Origin of the sequence: Paraburkholderia sp. BL17N1 (assembly GCF_003634175.1) — a bacterium.
In the GTDB taxonomy this organism is placed as follows: domain Bacteria; phylum Pseudomonadota; class Gammaproteobacteria; order Burkholderiales; family Burkholderiaceae; genus Paraburkholderia.
The window spans coordinates 329,191-348,796 of record NZ_RBIW01000003.1 but is presented as its reverse complement, the minus strand read 5'-3'; the positions used below and the strand labels follow the sequence as shown (position 1 = coordinate 348,796).

Annotated in this window: 15 protein-coding genes and 1 pseudogene; 15 read left to right on the top strand and 1 reads right to left on the bottom strand. The window is 56.1% G+C overall.

Annotation, left to right across the window (positions count from 1 at the left end; all coding sequences use genetic code 11):
• The first annotated feature begins 645 nt into the window (after positions 1 to 645).
• The 7 genes and pseudogenes from B0G82_RS37395 to B0G82_RS37365 form a co-directional block, all read left to right on the top strand.
• Positions 646 to 1,344, top strand: coding sequence for a hypothetical protein (locus tag B0G82_RS37395; protein WP_121311301.1), 699 nt, complete (start codon positions 646 to 648; stop codon positions 1,342 to 1,344).
• A 95-nt stretch (positions 1,345 to 1,439) separates the two neighbouring features.
• Positions 1,440 to 2,582 (top strand): ATP-grasp domain-containing protein, encoded by a 1,143-nt coding sequence (locus B0G82_RS37390; RefSeq protein ID WP_241975112.1) that lies wholly within the window; start codon positions 1,440 to 1,442, stop codon positions 2,580 to 2,582.
• 604 nt (positions 2,583 to 3,186) lie between these two features.
• Positions 3,187 to 3,912, top strand: coding sequence for an FAD-dependent oxidoreductase (locus B0G82_RS41165; RefSeq protein ID WP_277872819.1), 726 nt, complete (start codon positions 3,187 to 3,189; stop codon positions 3,910 to 3,912).
• Entirely contained in the window at positions 3,867 to 4,874 is a 1,008-nt protein-coding gene (locus tag B0G82_RS41160; RefSeq protein WP_347237593.1) for an NAD(P)/FAD-dependent oxidoreductase, read from the top strand. The genes B0G82_RS41165 and B0G82_RS41160 overlap by 46 nt, the downstream gene beginning before the upstream one ends.
• 36 nt (positions 4,875 to 4,910) lie before the next feature.
• A complete protein-coding gene (locus tag B0G82_RS37380) occupies positions 4,911 to 6,251 on the top strand; it encodes an amidase family protein (protein ID WP_105512316.1) in 1,341 nt (446 codons plus the stop codon).
• Between the two features lie 86 nt (positions 6,252 to 6,337).
• On the top strand, positions 6,338 to 7,711 hold the full coding sequence (locus B0G82_RS37375; protein ID WP_121311300.1) for a carboxyl transferase domain-containing protein: 1,374 nt from the start codon (positions 6,338 to 6,340) through the stop codon (positions 7,709 to 7,711).
• Between the two features lie 517 nt (positions 7,712 to 8,228).
• A pseudogene (locus tag B0G82_RS37365) lies at positions 8,229 to 8,345 on the top strand (IS3 family transposase); the annotation flags it as partial.
• Between the two features lie 58 nt (positions 8,346 to 8,403).
• Here the strand turns inward: B0G82_RS37365 and B0G82_RS37360 are convergent.
• A complete protein-coding gene (locus tag B0G82_RS37360) occupies positions 8,404 to 9,351 on the bottom strand; it encodes a LysR family transcriptional regulator (protein ID WP_121311299.1) in 948 nt (315 codons plus the stop codon).
• 483 nt (positions 9,352 to 9,834) lie between these two features.
• Between B0G82_RS37360 and B0G82_RS37350 the strand changes: the two genes are divergently transcribed.
• From B0G82_RS37350 to B0G82_RS37315, 8 genes are all read left to right on the top strand, one after another.
• Positions 9,835 to 10,986: a 2-aminoethylphosphonate--pyruvate transaminase gene (locus tag B0G82_RS37350; RefSeq protein WP_105512309.1), complete on the top strand. Its 1,152-nt coding sequence runs from the start codon at positions 9,835 to 9,837 to the stop codon at positions 10,984 to 10,986.
• 28 nt (positions 10,987 to 11,014) lie between these two features.
• The gene (locus B0G82_RS37345) at positions 11,015 to 12,310 is read left to right on the top strand and encodes a PLP-dependent transferase (RefSeq protein WP_241975111.1); all 1,296 of its coding nucleotides are present in this window, start codon (positions 11,015 to 11,017) and stop codon (positions 12,308 to 12,310) included.
• 29 nt (positions 12,311 to 12,339) lie between these two features.
• Complete coding sequence (locus B0G82_RS37340; RefSeq protein ID WP_121311298.1) at positions 12,340 to 13,404, top strand: fatty acid desaturase family protein; 1,065 nt, start codon at positions 12,340 to 12,342, stop codon at positions 13,402 to 13,404.
• Positions 13,401 to 14,228, top strand: a complete 828-nt coding sequence (locus B0G82_RS37335) for a gamma-glutamyl-gamma-aminobutyrate hydrolase family protein (RefSeq protein ID WP_121311297.1) — start codon at positions 13,401 to 13,403, stop codon at positions 14,226 to 14,228. Before B0G82_RS37340 ends, B0G82_RS37335 begins: the two co-directional genes overlap by 4 nt.
• Positions 14,194 to 14,910, top strand: a complete 717-nt coding sequence (locus tag B0G82_RS37330; protein ID WP_241975110.1) for a LysE family translocator — start codon at positions 14,194 to 14,196, stop codon at positions 14,908 to 14,910. The genes B0G82_RS37335 and B0G82_RS37330 overlap by 35 nt, the downstream gene beginning before the upstream one ends.
• A gap of 182 nt (positions 14,911 to 15,092) precedes the next feature.
• Entirely contained in the window at positions 15,093 to 16,307 is a 1,215-nt protein-coding gene (locus B0G82_RS37325) for a GMC family oxidoreductase (protein ID WP_347237586.1), read from the top strand.
• 310 nt (positions 16,308 to 16,617) lie between these two features.
• Positions 16,618 to 17,637 carry a homoserine O-succinyltransferase gene (gene metA / locus B0G82_RS37320; RefSeq protein WP_241975109.1) on the top strand — a complete coding sequence of 340 codons (1,020 nt, stop codon included), beginning with the start codon at positions 16,618 to 16,620 and terminating at the stop codon, positions 17,635 to 17,637.
• A gap of 123 nt (positions 17,638 to 17,760) precedes the next feature.
• Positions 17,761 to 19,113, top strand: a complete 1,353-nt coding sequence (locus B0G82_RS37315; protein WP_105512310.1) for a glutamine synthetase family protein — start codon at positions 17,761 to 17,763, stop codon at positions 19,111 to 19,113.
• Positions 19,114 to 19,606 lie beyond the last annotated feature (493 nt).

The window sequence follows — 19,606 nt, the reverse complement described above, 5'->3', positions numbered from 1 at the left end:
AATTCCCCTCATGCAAACATAAAGATTATCAGGTTATACCACGCATACAGCCGCGGTTAATATCCTTCCGTCACTCACGCAGAGAGCATAGATGAAGAGGAATTGAACGGACAGCAAACCGGATACGCGTTGCTGAAAGCGTCCGTGACATTCGTGCGTGCTACCGCGCCGATGTCCACCGTCGCATTCATATGCGCGATCCAATGAAGTACAGTACCGTTACCCGCGACGATGGCATACGGCACGATTAGCACAACTTGGCTACCACACCGCTTTGCGGTGTTAGAGCTCGTGGCCATGGTCCAGCCCCCTCTCGAGAAGGAGTTTCCATGTGGTGGCACACGAGAAGATCGAACCAGCTAGCTTCAGTCGACAAAAAACATTCGAGGCGAGAGCGTTCCGCAACGTTTGGCACGAATCCACTGGCAAAAGCCAAGCTGATCAAAAATCGTCTAGGAGCGCCCGACAGTACGCCCTGTCACCGCACAGCGACTGCAACGCGGCTTAGCCCCCACTGCAGGGGAATTCTCAGACTCTCCAAGGGACATCATTGCTTATTGTAAAGGCAGCTGTACCCCTGGTTCGTCCGGCTCAGGCATAAACAGTAACCGGTGCGCCCTGTTTTTTTTCGATCTGGATGGTTATATGAATACAAGCAACGATCGAGCACGTCTTGAGCGAGTCGCTCAAGACGCAGTCGCCCAGATGTTCGCTACTTCGCCGGAGACCGCCGCCTTCCATCGTGGCGATTGGATCGACAGTGAATACTATCGCCGCCACCTCATCGAAACAGTGTTGCGAATCCGCCTTAACAACGAGGTCGACGCGTTCGCGCTGTACAAAATCGGCTTCAAGGACAACACGCTCGCGCAAATTCTCGCGCAATACCTTGCAGAAGAATATGGGCATGAGGGGCTATTTCTGCGTGACATCGAGAAATTCAGCCTGTCTGCAGCCGAGATCGACTGCACCGCACCTTTCCACAGCACCGACAAGCTGATTGGCTATCTTTATTTGAGCATTAGCCGCGACGGTCCGCTGTCGACAATGGTTTGGAACTGGTTTGTCGAATGGTATTCGGATCGCTATAACAAAATCATCACCGAAGCAGGAGCGCGCGCGTTCGGGCACGATCTCGTGAAGCGTTCGCTCGACCACATTCAGCACGACGGATCTCACGGTCACGATGATGTGATGTGGGTCGGTCTGCAGCGGGCAATCGACGGCTGGGGCGGAATCAAACAGGCTGAGACCTATTTGCGCCACTTCGTCGAACTGCTCCACGAGTACTTCGACGAGCTACTTGTGGCGACCACGCCCCGACGCGAAACTGTTGCTATATAAGGAACGTCCCCATGACCGCCATCATAGTGATTGAACCGGCGTCGTCCGGCACGGCGCTTGTCGCCGCCGCTGCGCGCCTTGGTGTCGCTGCGCACGTGTTTTCCGCCGAGCGCGTCGTGCCGCGTGACCTACGGGCGGCCGTCACGTCGTTCACGGTGGTGGACACTGCTTCGTCGAGCGCCGTCGCAGCCGCCGCATGCGCCATTGGCGCCGATGGAATCGTACCTGGGTTCGAATACTCAGTCGATGTAGCGGCGGAAGCGGCCGCTCGGCTCGGTCTCCCGCATCTGCCGCTCGAAGCGGCAGCGCTCACTCGCGACAAGTACCGCAGCCGATCACACCTCGCAATTGCGGGACTGGCGGGGCCCCGATTCGCCCGAATCGCAGATCGCCGTGACATCGTGACAGCCGCCTCGCAGGTCGGCTTTCCAGCCGTTGTTAAGCCTGTGGACGGCTGCGGTAGCCAGCACGCGACGCGCGTCAACTCTCTTGTCGAGCTGCAGCTCGCGGTCGAGCGCGCCATGCGCCACGGCGTTGTAGATATGGGCCGCGAAATTGGCCACGTGTTGCTACTTGAGCAATATGTCGAGGGTCCGGAGTACAGCATCGAAGGTTACGTCGGCCGACATGGGCCGCGCGTGCTTGCGGTGGCAGAAAAGCTGCTGAGTGCCGAGCCGTATTTCGTCGAGATGGGGCACATTGTCGAAGCAGCGTTGGCGCCAGAGCATCGTACAGCGCTGGTCGCTTACGTCGAGAAGGTCGCCGCGAAAATCGGCCTCAACCTCGGCGTTTTCCATGCAGAGGCGCGCATGACGCGCGACGGCCCCGTGCTCATCGAGATCGCCGCACGGCTCGGAGGTGATCGGATCTACCGGCTGGTTGAACTCAGCAAGTCCATCTCCTTGCCAGAAGTGATGATACGCAGTCATCTCGGCGACACCGATCCAGCGCCCCTCTGTGATGCAAGGCATGCGACGTGCGTGAGCGGTGTGCAGTTCTTCACGCCCGTAACTGGGCGCTTCGCCGGCGCCGCTGCGGTCGAACGCGTGCGCGCGACGCCCGGCTTCGAAGAGGTCGAGGTTCTTTCGCACATCGGCGGTACAGTCCTAAAACTGACGGACTTTCGCGCCCGCGTCGGACATGTGCTGTTTACGGCCGCAGATCGCCCGACGCTCGATTTGCGCCTCGCCGAAGCGCTGAAAGCGCTAAAATTCGATCACGCCGATAACGGTAGCTGAAAAATTTTCGCGACATGAGAATCAACTGATCCTCCGAGGGTAATCGCATAGTCGTGCTCAACCGTTGGTCCGACGAGTTCGCTGCTTAATATCACAACATCGATGATGCCGTCACGCTGCGCGCGGGACTGGACGCCAATCGGCGCCGTCGCCCCCAATCCGGAGCGCGAGTCAGTCGTCACGATGGCCTCGCACACCGCACTTAAACAGCCTTTGGCTGCATGACTGAGGCGAGTACCTTGACACGCGCCGGCTGACACCACGCCAAACGGATTGTTCAGGGCGGACGAAATAGCTTGCGCACGCCCGAAATATCGTCTCACAAATCAACCAACTCCCTTTATCAGTAGTGAGTCATGGCTGACGAAGCTACTCTCACGTTAGCTTGCTACAAACATCAATTTTATTTGTTTGATATGACCGCAGTCGATTTGATATCGTGGCATCCATGGATATTCGCCATGAATAGCATTTTTCTGCCGAGGAGCAGCACAGCTATCGGCAACGGAATAAATAACCTCGATCTCTTCTGTCGAAGGTCCCTGCGCTATTTCCAGCCATCATCATTCCTCAAGTGGATGCATTGCCACAAAGGAGAAAATCCATGAAAAATCACGTCGCATCTTCACAAAGTCCATCACCGACTGTTGACCTATTGTATGACTACGCGCCGTTCCTCCAGCTCTGCGAGTCTGAAGGGGCAATCGGCTCCTTTTCATCACGCACTCCAACTCCGCGCGTTGCCATCGTGGGGGCCGGTATTAGCGGTCTTGTGGCGGCGACTGAGCTGATGCGGGCAGGCGTAAACGACGTTACGGTCTTTGAGGCCCGCGATCGCATTGGAGGAAGAATATGGTCACAAGTATTTGATCCGCGGTACCCGCACCTTATTGCTGAAATGGGCGCAATGCGGGTCCCTCCGAGTGCAACCGGTCTTTTCCATTATTTGAACAAACACGGCATTTCCACGACCACGTCTTTCCCCGATCCAGGAGTGGTTGATACCGAATTGCATTATCGCGGCACTCGCCATACCTGGCCGGCGGGAGATTCACCGCCACCTTTGTTCAGGCTTGTTCATGAAAGCTGGAGGGCATTTTTACAGGAAGGGTGCGTGATCAATGGCACATCTCTTGTAGCGCCGGCAGAAATCACGGTCATGTTGAAATCACATCGCTTTCAGGAAGCGCGTGCGGCATGGCAAACGTGGCTCGATGTGTTCCGTGACAGTTCTTTCTATGCGGCCATTGTCGCGATTTTCACTGGCCCTCGCCCCCCGGAGGTATCCCTTGGGAAAGGCCTTATGACTTTGAGCTGTTTGGCTCTTTAGGAATAGGATCCGGAGGTTTCCTACCTGTTTATCAGGCCGGATTCACCGAAATACTGCGCTTGGTCGTTAACGGCTATCTGGATGATCAACGCCTGATTTCCTGCGGAATCTCTACACTGGCTGAGCGCCTGGCGGGAGCGGAGATCGCAGGGTGCTCCGTTTCTGAACGGGTTCGCTTCAATAGCGTGGGTCGCATCTACAAAGAGAATGGAAAGATAAAACTGGTAACTGATGAAGACGAGGCATTGGTTTTCGACCGAGTGATCGTCACTAGCAACAACAGGGCAATGCAGATGGTTCATTGCCTGACCGACGACGAAACGTTTCTCAGCCGCGACGTCTCACGAGCCGTCAGGGAAACGCATCTTACGGGTTCCTCAAAGCTGTTCATGCTCACCCGCGACAAGTTCTGGATCACTAAAGACCTGCCAGTCACCATCCAGTCTGACAGTTTTGCGAGAGGAGTATATTGCCTTGATTACGAACCCGATAAGCCAGATGGTCAGGGTGTAGTTTTGCTTAGTTACACTTGGGAAGATGACGCTCACAAGCTACTGAGTGTTCCCGACAAAAAACAGCGGTGTGAGTGCTTTGTTGACGACCTTGCTACATTCCATCCAGAACTTGCGCGCCACCTGGTTCCCGCCGATGACGACTATGAACGTAGCATCCTGCACCATGACTGGCTGACCGATCCGCATTCTTCGGGTGCCTTTAAGCTCAACTATCCGGGCGAAGATGTTTACTCGCAGCGTCTCTTCTTTCAGTTCAAGACCGCGAATGATCCCGCATGGGATTCCGGCCTTTATCTGGCAGGATGTGGCTGCTCTTTTACCGGTGGGTGGATTGAGGGAGCTGTGCAGACGGCTGTGAACAGCGCCTGCGCCGTCATACGTAGCGCAGGAGGAAATCTTTTACCGGGCAATCCTCTTGACGAGATCCGCAGTGCTTATCGTTACTGACATCGGACAGGATGACATCCTATTCGCGGAAATTTTATGTATCCAAAAAACACTGTGGAATCGCTTTGCGATGGCATACGTACCGGTGCACTTTCAGCGGCTGAAATCCGGGAGCGTGCACTCAGCGCTGATTCGCATCTGAAAAAGCTCAACTGCTTCATCCGCACTTGCGGCCCGGACGCGCATTTCGCTAAAGCGAATGATGCCCTGAAAGGCGCACCGCTCTACGGCATTCCCTTTTCCTTAAAGGACAATATTTGTGTTAAGGGGCTCCCTGTCACTGCCGGGACACCGGGGATGGAAGGTTGTATAGCCACGCGCGATGCGCTTGTTGTCAGAAAGCTGAGAGCGCTCGGTGCTGTCGTTGCCGGCAAGAACAACATGCATGAACTCAGCTTTGGTATCACATCGGTCAATCCTCGATGGGGAACGGTGGGAAATCCAGCGGCTCCAGGGCATTTGGCTGGTGGCAGCAGTGGCGGCTGTGCCGCTGCTGTGGCAGCCGGTATCGTTCCGATGGCGATCGGAACGGACACCGGCGGCTCCGTAAGGATACCGGCCGCCTTCTGTGGTATCACCGGCTTCAGGCCCACAAGTGGTCGCTGGTCTTCGGCCGGAATCATTCCAGTTTCTCGCACGAAGGATTCGCCGGGCCTTCTGACGCGGACGGCGAAAGATGCATTACTTCTATATGATCTGCTGTCCCCCGATAGCCACCTTCCGACAAAACAGAAAAATACTCGCGGCCGAATAGGCCTTCCGGCCTCCATGTGGACTGACCTGGAGGATGATGTCCGAAAGTATTGCTGGCATGCCGTCAGGCGATTGACTTGCGCTGGTTTCCAGTGCGTTGAACTGGATGACGCGGTTGTTGCTGACCTGAATAGAACCGGAACCTTCACCATTCCGGTTTACGAATTCTTCACTGACTTTCCCCGCACATTGCTTTCCTTAGGATGGGGAAACAGGATAAATGCTGTATTTGATAACATTCGCGACAAAATTGTTCGCAACATCATTCACGCCAATCTTGGTGGACAGCTTATATCTGCCGCAGATTATTCATCAGCAATCCAGAATATAGGCGTCTTACGTCTACAAATAGACTCCCTGTTCAGCACTCGAGGCATCGATTTTCTCGTGTACCCGACAGTTCCGCGTAGCGTCCCTCATCTGAGCGATGCCAGCAGGCCGGGACTGTTTGCCGAGGTGATACGTAACACCGACTTGGCCAGCAACGCCGCGATACCTTCTATCACCCTTCCAGTTGCTCCCGATGATGCATTACCGGTGGGGTTGAGTATTGACGCCGCGCGGGGCCAGGACCGCCGCCTTCTGGCCGCAGCAATGTCTATGGAAGACATTTTGGCTTCCTGAAAATGAGGCTGCCATTCAACACCGCACAGACGCACGGCACCGATAACAGCCAACATTCATACGCATTGCCAGGAGGCAGATAGCTAATGCAAATTTCGTTGAAAAGAATAAACGTGCTCTTTGACGCAGATAGTTTTGTTGACCGTCAACCTGCCGCAAAAAGTCATTTCATCTGCGGCGAAGGAACCATAAATTTGGTAAAAGCCTTTCTGGTCATGAATCGCGGAGGAGACTGTGAATTTCAGGGAGGCGGACAGTGGCGCACTGCCGAGCAGATCATCAGCACGGTAACTCGGGCCCGGGATAAACGTGCCCCCTTAATCTACATTCAGGACAAGGCAGGAGGGACAGGCAGTTTCGACACCACGAAAGTGCTCTCGCCGGACATGGCCAGATTACTTTTATCTCCATTCGGAATGGGCAGGGTCAGTGCATCCCTCGCAGAATTTGCAGAAGGAAATTTGCTAATTTCCGTCATACTCGGTCCGACCTCAGGTCCACTTGCTTTACCGTTGATGCTCGCAGACCTAGTGTTGATGACTGAGAAAGGTGCTCTATGTATGGGTCGTCCGGATATGGTGAAGGCAATGCTGGCCCAGGAGTCCGATCTCTATTCGCTAGGTGGAACAGACGTTCACAGCAAGGGCTCGGGCTCGGTTCAACTGGTATTCAAAGATGAAGAAAGTTTATTCAAGTGCATAAGAAAATTACTGCATGGAAGTTTCAAAGGCAAGGGACCCCATGGCCTTGAATATGAAGAACCCGATGCGGTTGATTTTGAAAAATTAATTCCAACAGATCATCGCACACCCTATGACATGCATCATTTGCTGAATTCCTTTATCGACAAAGGCAGCTTTACGGAAATAAGCGCCGAATACGCGGAGGAAGTGTTGACCGCCTACGCGAGCATCAAAGGAAATTTCGCTGTAATTATCGCCAACAACCCCCGACATAATGGAGGTGCAATTTATCGGAAATCCGCCTCAAAAATTGTAAAAATGATAAATATTGCCGCAAAAACCAACATGCCAATCATATTCATTGCCGATATCCCAGGATTTATGATCGGCAGAGAAGCTGAAAAAAGTGGCATATTTTCGGCTGCAGCGGAATTATTCAGAGCACATGTTCGATGCAAGGTACCAAAATTACTGCTCGTTGCCAGAAAAGCGTATACGGGAGGAGTGTACGCCATGGGTGGTCCTGGATTTGACCCTGTGGCAGTACTGGCGTATCCGCGGGCCCACATCGGCGTTTTCAGCCCGGACACGATGAAGAAAGTAATGTCTGAGTCTGATGAAACCACCAGATCCATAATGCGAAAACTGACCGATGAAATTGAAAACCCAGAATTGTTGAAAATTAATGGGCTGATTACTGATGTCATCGAGATAGAACATACTCGAGAACAAATTACCAAGTATTTGTTCCCTGTAGGGAGTGAAGCTAGCGCCTGAGTTGAATCGCAAGCGTCTCACTTCCACAGTCCAGCGCAGTCTGCTTGTCGGTAACGCGGATACATGGCGGGCGGATATCACCGCATTAAAGGGCGAAGTTTCGCGGTTTGGCCTCGGTCTGCCGTTGTTGAGAGCTAGCGAGGAGGTGCATGCGGCGTCGACTGAAGCCGACGCCGACCGAATGTCGACGAACCAAGTTGCAGTCTCCAGCGAAGCCACGCTCAACCGCGAGCAGATCCAGAAGGACCGAGAAAATGTTGAAACTAGCGCTTGCTGGCCGTGGAAGTCCGACGTTAAGTCGTGAGTTCGGTGCACGGAGTGGTGGCAGGCTGCCGAACCATCGCGATCACTCACAACCGTCCGAGAAACCTGTATTACATAACGGCCGCTAGCGTCGACCGACGACAGTCCCCGTGGCGCACAGCACGCGTACTGTGAGCGATAGACTTCATTAATGATCATCTTCAGCACCCAGCGACCGCGCAGTCGCAGCGTCGTCCATCACCGCAGCGCCATTCAGGCAACAACCAGATTGACACATGGCTTGCCGTTCGCGCCGAACCTGCTCGATCAGGCGTTTGCCGTCACCGCGCCGAATCAGGCCTGGTGTGGTGATATCCGTTATGTCGCCACAAAACCCTCGAAACCCCACAGATCCATGCCGCAAAAGCCTTGCTGAAAGATCCCATTTCCTAACCTGGGTGGATTGGTCTTCGCGTGGTCTCACGCGGAGCAACCATGCGTGACGCCTCCTGCAATATTATCTCCCGCATCCAGTTGCTTGCCGGATCACTGCTGTGAAGGGCAGACCATTGGACGGCCTCGGTGAATGCGGGCAGTGGCAGCGAAAGTTCGACGATCCGCAGAGGCATCGTTTTTTCGAAATGCTTGGCCAGCCTGAAGGGCATCGTCCCTATACGGTCAGTGTTTATTAGCATAGGCGGGATCATGCTAAAGCTCTGCACGATGACCTCGTTCCGTCTCTTGAGACCGTGCTCAAGCAAAAACCACTCGTCGATGGAGGGCCGCCGCGTACGTCCGAACCTGACCGAAACGTGCCCCATCGACATGTATCTCTCGAATGTAAGCTGCCCTGATAGCTGCTTGTTCGTGCGGCAGCCTACGCACACGAGTGTCTCCTCGAACAGCTTCGCTTTAGGATGCGCGCTCGACATGAACAATTCCGGCAAGATAAGAAAATCGGCTTCGCCGCGCCGGAGAACCTCATCGGGGTCATCGGCAAGTGGTAGCAATTCGAAGCCGACGGCGGGAGCTTCCCGTGCAATACGCTCCACGATCTTTCGAAAAAATACGACTGCCATGAAATCGGAAAGGATGATCCTGAAGCGGCGATCCGATTTGGCCGGGTTGAAGACGTCCCGGGAAATAACGGAGAGCTGGATGTGCACCAGAGCCTCGCGGATTGGAGCAGCGAGCCCTTCAGCACGCGGTGTGGGGACAAGTTCCCGGCCCCTCATCGTAAACAGTTCATCGCAGAAATAGGCGCGTAGCCGGGCGACGGCCGCGCTCATGGCCGGCTGGCTCAGGTTGATGCTGCGTGCCGCCGCGGTGAGGTTACGCTCGGTCATCAGAGCATCGAGCGCGACGAGGAGATTTAGATCGAGGCCCTTGAAACGCATGATCCCAACTTATAAATAATGTGGAGGTGTTCCATCAAAACAATCGACTTTACGAGTTGTGCGGCATGGAGGATAGTGTTCCTAGTACATCCGATTGAGTTTCGTCAACCTGCTGGCGCCTTCGTGGTGCCGGGGTAGCGGATGAAGTGTGTCGTAGAACTGAGCGAAGCCGAGGAAATGACATTGCAGCAGTTGTCGATCAATCACATGCATCGGGGCACGCGAGCGCGGCCCTGTCGCTGCTCGGACACAGGATCAAGCGCAAGCTACTCCAGCGGGCTTACTTCCACCGCCCTCCCATAGGATTCGTGCATCCGTCGATTCCATGAAGATTGTGGAGCTACTGAGCCTTACTGCAAGCAGCTCGACACTCGCCCACCGCCAGATTTTGCACAGACAGGAAGATTCCCCTGTGAAAACTTTGCCGCGCGGCAAAGCGTTCGTACCGCATTTGCATATAAACGTCTAAATTAGGAGTGCTATATGTACGGCCAACATCATTTCTTAATGACACCAGGCCCGTTGGCCTTGAGCGACGAAGTGAAGGCGCAGATGCAATTCGATATGGGCTCGCGCGACCGGAGCTTCAAAAACATCACGGCTTTGGTGCGTGAACTAATGATCGAGCTGATCGACGGGAATGACACACATTCGGTCGTCCCAATCCAGGGCAGCGGTTCCTACGGTATGGAAGCTGCGCTGGCTACCTTCATCTGTCCGTCTGATCGGCCGCTCGTCTGCATCAACGGAATTTATGGCGAGCGGATACTGAAAATACTGGAGCTGCGAGGCGTGCAGACCGTCAGCATGAAGGCGCCGAGCGATCAACCGCTCTCGGCCGCCGACATCGCCGCGTATCTGGAGCAGGACCGCACGATCACGCACCTTTGTTTCGTGCATTGCGAGACGACTACCGGTGTCATTAATCCACTCGATGCGATCGTGGATCTGGCTAAACGGCGCGGCGTCAGGACGATCATCGACGCGATGAGTTCTTTTGGCGCCACCGACATCAGTGCCAGGAGAATCGCTTTCGACGTGCTCGTAACGTCCAGCAATAAATGCATCGAGGGGCCGCCGGGCGCGGCTTTCGTCATCGCATCACTTGATCTGCTCAGGAGCAAGGGCAATCCGGTCAATTCCTTTGTCCTCGACGTCCGTAATCAGTGGCAAAGTTTCGAGCAAACCGGCGAATGGCGATCCACGCCACCCACGCATGTGATCCAGGCATGCGCAAAAGCGCTTGAAGTACTTGCCAGTGAAGGCGTGATTCACCGCGGCGAACGTTACGGCGCGGTGCGTGACGAAATCGTCCGCTCGACCGAACGATACGCATCGCCACTTCTAAACGCCCAAGTGCGCTCACCCGTGTGTCTGGCGCTCACGGCAAACGGCATCATTAATACCCAGAGGGATTTCGATGCGCTTTACGCGCATCTCACCAACTACAACCTCTATATCTATTCGAAGCTGCATCTTCAGACCCGCAGCTTCAGGATCGGATGCATCGGCTCCATCAAGCCGGCATGGATCCGCCTGCTGGCGACCGCATTTCGAGACTTTTTCGACGCGTCCCGGATTACCGGAAAGGCGTCAATCCACCCCGAAGCTGAATTCGTCAAAGAGGTCTTGTAACATGTCACGGAATATTCCCGGCACGGAAATGTCCCGAGAAACCGCGCTCCTGTATGCCGGTTATCGGCACGACCCCATCACCAAGGCCGTCGCGGTGCCGATCTACCAATCCACCGCCTATGAGCTCGACGGCGATCTGTCGAAGATTGCCGACATCTACAACGTCAAGGAAGACGGATTCACCTACACGCGGATCATCAATCCAACCACGCGCATCCTGGAACAGAGATATGCCACGGTGGACGGCGCCGCCGATGCACTCGCCGTGGCGTCGGGACAGGCCGCAACGTTCCTTGCCCTCGTGAATCTAAGCAGCGGGCAGCCTGGCGACAACGTGGTGGCATCGAAGTACCTGTACGGGAATTCTTGGAACCTGTTGTTCAACACGTTCAAACGGCTGGGCATCGAGGCGCGATCGGCCGACCCACGAGAGGTGTCATCGTTCGAATCGCAGATCGACGATAGAACCGTCGCGATCTTCGGCGAGGTGTTTTCCAACCCCTGTCTTATACCGTTTCCCGTCGCGGCGCTTGCCGAAATCGGCAAGCGCCGCGGCATTCCGCTTGTGGTCGACAACACGACCACGCCGCTCGTGTCCCGCCCCGCTTCGCTTGGCGCCGCCATCACAACATATTCGGCGACGAAATACATCTGCGGCCACGGCACGACGCTGGGCGGGTTGGTAGTCGACAACGGCAACTTCGCCTTCGACGATCCTTCCCGCTTGCCTTTACTCAATGAGCCCGACGAAGCGCATGGCGGAATACTCTGGCGCGATGCCGTGCGGAAACTGGGCGACCTTGGCGCGAGCGCCTATCTCCTGAAGGCACGGATGACCTGGCTTCGCGATACCGGTGCCGCGATCAGTCCGTTCGCGAGCTTCCAATTGATTCAAGGCCTAGAGACGCTGCATCTGCGCATGCAACGCCATTGCGAAAACGCGGCAGCGGTGGCCAGTTTCCTGAAGCAGCACCCGAAGGTCAGGCGCATCTCGTATCCGGGGCTCGCCACTGGACGCGATCGCGAACTCGTTGACGAACTGGTCGACGCCCGCGTCGGTCATGGCGCCATGATCATGTTCGAACTGGACGACGAGGCGGCTGGCCGGGCGTTCATCCAGAACATCCGGCTCATGTATCACGTTTCGAACGTGGGTGATGCGCGGACACTCGTGACGCATCCCGTCTCGACCACTCACACCACCGTCCCGAAAGAGAAACGCGAGGCCGCGGGAATATTCGACGGATCGATCCGCCTGTGCGTCGGCATCGAAAACGTGGACGACGTGATTTTCGATATTCAACGCGGGCTCGACGCCATCTGATGCCCAATCCGGCGAGGAAGATAACCATCATGGAAACGTCTCAAGTCTGGAAACTGCGGAACAAGCGGTTCGATACATTCCATTTCTCCCGCGACATCACGCGGGATCTGTCCGAATTGCGACCGGACAATATCACCGGCGCGCTGTACGTGCTGAAGGACTACCTGGTCATGCTGGCTTGTGCGTTTGTCACGGTTCGGTTCAGTTGGTGGCTTTACCCAATTGCGGTGCTCATGATTGGCGCGCATCAGCGGGGGCTGACGACGATCTCGCACGATGCCGCCCACCGGATACTCGCGAAAAATACAAAATGGAACCATTTTCTCGGCATTACGTTCGCCGCCTATCCGATCTTTCAACGGCACTGGGCCTATCGCGTTTCCCATGTGCATCTTCATCATCCGTACCTTGGCGATCCCGAGCAAGATCCCGACCTGCAGTTTTTCATCTCTTCCGGGGTTTATCAGGTGCGCGAGCCGCGCGAGTATGCGTTTTCGATCGTCTGGAAGGCCATTCTGGGCGGGGCCACGCTGCGCTATCTGAAGTACCTGTGGCACAACCGCTTTCTGATTTCGAACAAGGACGACAAGAGCGTCGACAAACGGGGCGCCGCCATCGATTCCTACGTGTTCGCGGCCTTCTGGGTGATCATCATTGCCGGCTTTGCCAAGGCCGGTGCGCTGCATTTACTGGTGCTGTTCTGGCTGATTCCCTATCTGACCACCTTCCAGATACTGGGCTGGTTCATTGAGATCGCCGAGCACTCGCCAATGTGCGAGACCGAGGTCGAAAACGTCTATCTCACGCGCAACCGAAAGGGCAACCTGATCGAACGGCTGCTGTTCGGCGTAAATTTCGATGAATACCATCTGGAGCACCATCTTTCGCCCGGTGTTCCGTTCTGGCTGTTAGCGCGCGCGCAGAACATCCGCATGCGCGATCCGAACTATGCCGAGATTACCGATTCCTGGGGCGGCCTGTTTGTGCGTGGCCCCAAGGGGCAGCCGAGCGTCATCGGCCAGTTGCTCGACCGGAACAGGCGTCTCTACGACGCGCGGCGTGCATCCCTCTCAACGGCGGTGCAAGAGCAATGATGGACAAACCTCGTGATGTGGGTCGCGCCGTCGTCGGAGTCACGGCCAATCGTCACCTTTACGACGGCGTTCACCGTGACTGGTTGCGGCGGCGCTACATCGATGCGCTCGACCGGCACGCATCCGTCGAATGCGTGATCCTGCCAACGATCGACGGCGATCTGCCCTGGGACGCAACCGTGCGCAATTTCCGCGAAGTGATGCGGCGCCTGGACGGCCTGGTATTGACCGGCGACGAATCGAATCTCGATCCCAGGATCTTCAACGAGCAGCAACGCGTCTGGAATCGCGGGGAAGACGATGTCATTCCCGGCGAGCGAGATCGGCCAAGGGATCGTCTGTCATGCGTCGCATTGTCGGTCGCTATTGAACTCGAAATGCCGGTCCTCGGTATCTGCCGCGGTTTGCAGGAGATGAGCGTTCATCGGAACGGCACGCTGCATGCCGACTTGTCAGTGGTGGGCCAAAGCATCGTGCATAGCGAGAACCCGAACGTGCCTCGCGATCAGCAGTATCTCCCCGTTCATACGATCCAGGTCGTTCCCGGCGGACTACTGTCGTCGATCGTCGAGAACCGCGAGCTCTACGTCAATTCCCTGCACAACCAGGGCATCACCACGGTGGCGTCCGGTGTTCAGTTGGAAGCGGTCGCCGAGGATGGCGTGATCGAGGCTCTGTCCTACACGACGTCAGCGGCCTTTCAACTCGCGGTGCAGTGGCACCCCGAATGGCATGCCGCCGCCGATACCACGAGCCGGAAGATATTCAGGGCATTCGGAAGTGCATGCCATGCTTATCAATCAACGGGGCAATTGTCGAAATAGCGGCCGGGCCGGTTTTTTGGCAATCCCATCTCCCTTGCAATTCAATCGCATCTTCAGGCTAACTGGACGATTTATGGATTTACATTTGTTGGCTTTGTTTTCCGTTGCCTTCACGTCCGCAATCGCCGTGCCCGGCCCCAACGTTGCGTTTGCAGTTGCCCAGGCGATCAGGCATGGAATCAAAACGACAATTCCCGGTGCATTATTCGGTTTTGGGCTGGGAACCGCCATTCACGCGACGGTCGTGCTGTCGGGCGTCGGTTTGATCATCTATGACCATCGCTGGATCCTGACTTACCTACGATGGATCGGGGCGATCTATCTCGCCTACCTCGCGGTCGGCGCCTTCTTCGCGAGATCCGGGCCGAGCGACGGGAAGGTCGGCGATTCGAGCCCGAAGCAGATGTTTGTCGATTCGCTGCTCGTTTCCCTGACCAACCCCAAGGGATGGCTGGCCAGCCTGCTCACCTACCCGAGTTTCATCAGCCCGCGCGTTTCGTACACCATCCAGGCAATCTCCTTGGGTCTGGCGGCGATGGTCATTTCGCTCTCGATCTATAGCGGGTATATGTTCCTCGCCCACAAGGCGCGCGCGGCCTTCGACAACAAATCTGCATTCAACAGGGTAACAGGCGTGATTTACGCGTTGGTCGCGCTTGGTCTGATCCTGTCTCCTTATTGACGGACTGGAATCACCGATGGTTTATCGATCAACGGCATGACAAAAAGGAGCACCATGATCTTCGACTATATTTTAATTGGCGGTGGCAGCGCGGATCGATCATCGCGCGACGGCTCGCCGATGCGAATATCGGCTCGGTCCTGCTCATCGAAGCAGGACCACCTGACGAGGGAATCCCCGCGATGATGGATATCTCCCGTCTGTTTGAACTCGATTCCGGTACGGACTGGGCGTTCCTGACCAAACCCAAGAAGCATTCCGGCCGCCAGATCACGTACTCGCGCGCCAGGATGCGGGGCGGCTGCGGCAATCACAACGACTGTGCCTACCTGGTACCGCCGGAAGCGAATTTTGATTCATGGCGCGAGCTTGGTACCGATGGATGGTCAGGAAAGGATGTCAGACCGTATTTCGAGCATCTGAAAGAACGCGTCACGATCGAGCAGCGTCCGGAGCGACACCTCGTTTCGCGCGCGTTTATCGAGGCAGGTGTCGCGCTCGGATTGCCGAAGGTCGATTTCGGCATTGGCATGCTGACCTTGAACGTGCACGGGCGCCTGAGGAATTCGTCGTCCGTCGCCTACCTCCATCCGTTGACGTCCTTGCCCCCTAATCTGGAGATCCAGACCGACACGCTCGTCGGCAGGATCAAGTTCATCGGCAGCGTGGCCAGCGCCTGCCTCACCGGGAGGGGGCGCATTGCCGCCGGGCGGGAAATCATTGTTTGCGCAGGGAGCATCCAACCTCCTCAGCTTCCTTTGAGCTCGGGAATCGGCGATGCGGCCGATCTGCGTGAACTCGGTATCGACGTGGTCCACCACAGTCCCGGTGTCGGCAAACACCCGATCGATCACTACTCAGTGCCGGTGATTTTCGAAACGGCGGCGCCGGTACCCGACCGGCACATCACGCCTTACGAGGCGATTGCCATGCTGAACACCACACCGGGCGCGCAATCGGTGGAGAGCCAGCTACAACTCGGCCCGACGGCCGGCTGGGTCAACGGGCGGTTCGGTGACGAATACCAAGCGTCGACCCCGAAGCGAGATCTATTATTGCGCTCGAGCCGAATGTCGCCAGAAGCCGGAGCCACGGGTTCCGAAAATTACCTCCCCCGATATTTGCGTCGCGCCGACAATCGACCTCAACTATCTTTCGGACGCCGATCATTACGACGAGAATATTCTGCTCGAGAGCGTTTCGTTTGCCGGCGGCTGGGCCAGACGGAAAGCTTCAAGAGAATTATCAGCAAGGAATTGCTGCCCGGCCCCGACATTATTCAAGAGAGCGATCTGCGCGAATACATCCGGAAAAATTGCCAGACGTACTATCACGCTGCCGGCACCTGTCGAGCAGGGTCCGCCAACGATCCGAACGCCGTCGCGTCCCCGATCTGAAGGTCAAGGGGGTTTCCGGGCTGCGCGTCTGCGACGCGTCCGTGTCCGTGTCCGTGTCCGTGTCCGGCGATGGTGTCGGTCAATATCAATACAACCGTCACGATGGTCGGCGAAAAGGCAGCAGATCTGATTGTTTCCGGTGCCAGGCAGTTTGCTTCCGCCGAAACTGGCAGCCAGTCAAGCGTGGATCGGCAAGTACCTGGCCGATCGATGCCGATATCGGCCAGATGCTCGGATTGGCATCGTCTCAGTCGCGCACTGAAGCAGAAAAGACGAATGAATACGCTGCAGAATAAATCGCAATTCCCGTATGGTTTCCGTGATCGATGCCGGCTGCGGCGAAAGCCGCGACCGAATCGTTTTGATACCTGGCGTACGTTTAACTCATAACGGAGGCTGCAAGCCCATGCCAATCAGAATTCCCAAAGGTTTGCCCGCAGTGTCCGCACTTGAGACGGAAGGCGTCACGGTGATGGACGAAGAGAGCACGGTATATCAGTATCACCGGCCGCTGCGCGTTGGCTTGCTGAATCTCATGCCAAACAAGATCAGTACGGAAATCCAGATTGCACGCCTGCTCGGCGCCACACCGTTGCAGGTCGAATTGACGCTCGTCAAGATCACCAACCACGCGCCCAAGAACACGCCGACTGAACATCTCGTGTCGTTCTACCACGACTGGTTGGACGTCAAGGCGCAGAAATTCGACGGATTCGTCATTACCGGGGCGCCGGTCGAAACGATCCCTTTTGAGGAAGTCAGTTATTGGGACGAGCTCGCCAGCATCTTCAGCTGGACGCAAACCAACGTCCACAGCTGCTTCAACATCTGCTGGGGAGCCCAGGCGGCAATGCATTATTTTCATGGCATGCCCAAATACGCGCTGAATGAAAAAGCCTTTGGTGTATTCAGGCATCACGGCCTAAAAATCGACTCGCCGTACCTGAAGGGTTTTTCCGACGATTTTGATATCCCGGTGTCACGTTGGACGGAAATGCGGCACACCGACATTCCGGCCGACAGCGGCGTCTCTGTGCTCATTGACTCGGCGGAAACCGGCCTCTGTCTGCTCAACGACTGCAAACATCACGCGCTCCAAATCTTCAACCACATCGAGTACGACTCACACACGCTGGCCGACGAGTACTTCCGCGATCGAAACGCGGGCAGAGACATCCATCTTCCGAGAAACTATTTCCCCGACGACTGCGAAACCTTGCCGCCAAAAAACCAGTGGCGTAGTCACGCACATCTGTTGTTCGGAAACTGGATAACCCAGATTTTTCAAACCACCCCATCCGATCCGGGCAGGATCGGCATCGATCGATGATGGCCGCCCGACGGCGTACGCCCATACGGATTGGAACCACCTCGGCCCCGGCCGCCCCAAGGGCCTCCCGTGCAGATAATTGAAATGACACCTTCTTCTTGATAGATGGCTGAAAACATGAGCATGAAATTCGATGAATTGAAGCACGCAGTGACCTCTGGCGCCATAGACACCGTGCTCGTCTGCATGGTGGACATGCAGGGCCGCCTGATGGGAAAGCGGTGTCATGCCGATTTTTTTGTCCATCACGGCTACCAAGAAACGCACGCCTGCAATTATTTATTGGCCGATGACATGGACATGCTGCCGGTGCCCGGTTATACCAGCGCCAGTTGGGTGGACGGTTATGGCGATTTCCTGCTCAAGCCCGACCTCTCCACCTTGCGGCGGCTGCCGTGGCTCGACGCAACCGCATTGGTGATCTGCGACGTGTTTGATCATAATGGGCAGCCGGTTGTCCATTCGCCGAGACAGATTCTGCAGAAACAGTTGCGCCGGCTGGCCGATCGCGGCATGTGCGCCTGTTTCGCATCGGAGCTGGAGTTCTATTTGTTCGATGAATCCTACGAGGCGATATCGAGAAAAAAATACAATAAGCTGGAGACATTCGGCGCCTACAATCAGGATTACCACATCCTGTCGACAACGCGCCAGGAATCCGTCATGCGCCCGATCAGAAACGGACTGCACGGCGCAGGAATCGCCATTGAATGCTCTAAGGGCGAAGGCGGTTCGGGTCAGGGAGAAATCAATGTCCGCTATTCCGACCCGCTGGTGATGGCCGATCACCATACGATCATTAAGCACGGTAGCAAGGAGATTGCGGCACAGCATGACAAGGCGATCACCTACATGGCAAAGTGGAGTTATGATCTGGCAGGTTCCTCCAGTCATGTCCACGCCTCGCTGCGGTCGCTGGACGGGCGACCGCTGTTTTATGACGACAAGTCGCCTCACGGCATGTCCGATCTGATGCACCATTACCTTGGGGGCCTGCTGAAATATTCGAAGGACATCACCCTCTTTCTGGCGCCCCACATCAACTCCTATAAGCGATTCCAGATTGGCACGTTCGCGCCGACCAAGGTCGCATGGAGCCAGGACAATCGGACGGTCGGTTTCCGCCTTTGCGGCGAAAGCTCGGACGCCGTCCGCGTGGAGTGCCGCATCGGCGGTGCGGATCTGAATCCGTATCTCGCTTTTGCGGCCCTGATCGCGGCGGGTCTTGCGGGCATCGACGAGAAACTGGCATTGCCAGACCCGTTTGTCGGCGACGCTTATCGGGATGCCGAGCTACCGGAAATTCCGAAAACGCTGCGGGACGCCACCGACATCAGTTCGAATTCGACGTGGCTGCGCGAGGTGTTGGGGAACGAGGTGGTCGATCATTACGTGCACGCCGCGCGATGGGAGCAGTTCGAATACGATCGGCGGGTCACGGATTGGGAGTTGGCCAGGGGATTCGAGAGAAGTTGAATCGCCACGGCACTGCCACGTTAAATTGTTCGCGACGCGATAGGGGTTGCCCTTCTACGAGCAGAAAGTTGTCAAGGTCATTTTCGAACTGACTCGTGAATCGCCGACATGTCCCTCCTACACCTCGTCAGGACGAGGTGATGTTGCTTAGTCGAATCTGCCGGGAGCACCCGTTTTGCAGTATCGAGTCCATATGTCGTAGCGTCCATCTGGGGCCTCTGTTCCTCAAGTGGTTGTGTCGCAACTCCACTTCGGCACATTGATGTCGTTCGGTCCTGGGGACCCTGAAGCGCGCCCACTTCTCCGGAGGGAGGGCGGCGTCCATTCCATCTCGACCTGTTCATGGCCAAATTGCTTTGTTAGCCTAATTATTTCGAGTACGCAGCAAGCGAACAGGTTCGACATTCCATCCGCTAGCGGATGGAACCGATCGAGCCACCTCCAGCGCGGCCGAATTGTCCGGAACGTAACATTCGCGACACGAACAATCGGA

Coding starts and splice junctions, on each gene's coding strand:
- B0G82_RS37395 (WP_121311301.1), top strand. CDS start 646: ATGAATACAAGCAACGATCGAGCACGTCTTGAGCGAGTCGCTCAAGAC.
- B0G82_RS41165 (WP_277872819.1), top strand. CDS start 3,187: ATGAAAAATCACGTCGCATCTTCACAAAGTCCATCACCGACTGTTGAC.
- B0G82_RS37380 (WP_105512316.1), top strand. CDS start 4,911: ATGTATCCAAAAAACACTGTGGAATCGCTTTGCGATGGCATACGTACC.
- B0G82_RS37375 (WP_121311300.1), top strand. CDS start 6,338: ATGCAAATTTCGTTGAAAAGAATAAACGTGCTCTTTGACGCAGATAGT.
- B0G82_RS37360 (WP_121311299.1), bottom strand. CDS start 9,351: ATGCGTTTCAAGGGCCTCGATCTAAATCTCCTCGTCGCGCTCGATGCT.
- B0G82_RS37350 (WP_105512309.1), top strand. CDS start 9,835: ATGTACGGCCAACATCATTTCTTAATGACACCAGGCCCGTTGGCCTTG.
- B0G82_RS37345 (WP_241975111.1), top strand. CDS start 11,015: ATGTCCCGAGAAACCGCGCTCCTGTATGCCGGTTATCGGCACGACCCC.
- B0G82_RS37340 (WP_121311298.1), top strand. CDS start 12,340: ATGGAAACGTCTCAAGTCTGGAAACTGCGGAACAAGCGGTTCGATACA.
- B0G82_RS37335 (WP_121311297.1), top strand. CDS start 13,401: ATGATGGACAAACCTCGTGATGTGGGTCGCGCCGTCGTCGGAGTCACG.
- B0G82_RS37330 (WP_241975110.1), top strand. CDS start 14,194: ATGCTTATCAATCAACGGGGCAATTGTCGAAATAGCGGCCGGGCCGGT.
- B0G82_RS37325 (WP_347237586.1), top strand. CDS start 15,093: ATGATGGATATCTCCCGTCTGTTTGAACTCGATTCCGGTACGGACTGG.
- metA (WP_241975109.1), top strand. CDS start 16,618: ATGGTTTCCGTGATCGATGCCGGCTGCGGCGAAAGCCGCGACCGAATC.
- B0G82_RS37315 (WP_105512310.1), top strand. CDS start 17,761: ATGAAATTCGATGAATTGAAGCACGCAGTGACCTCTGGCGCCATAGAC.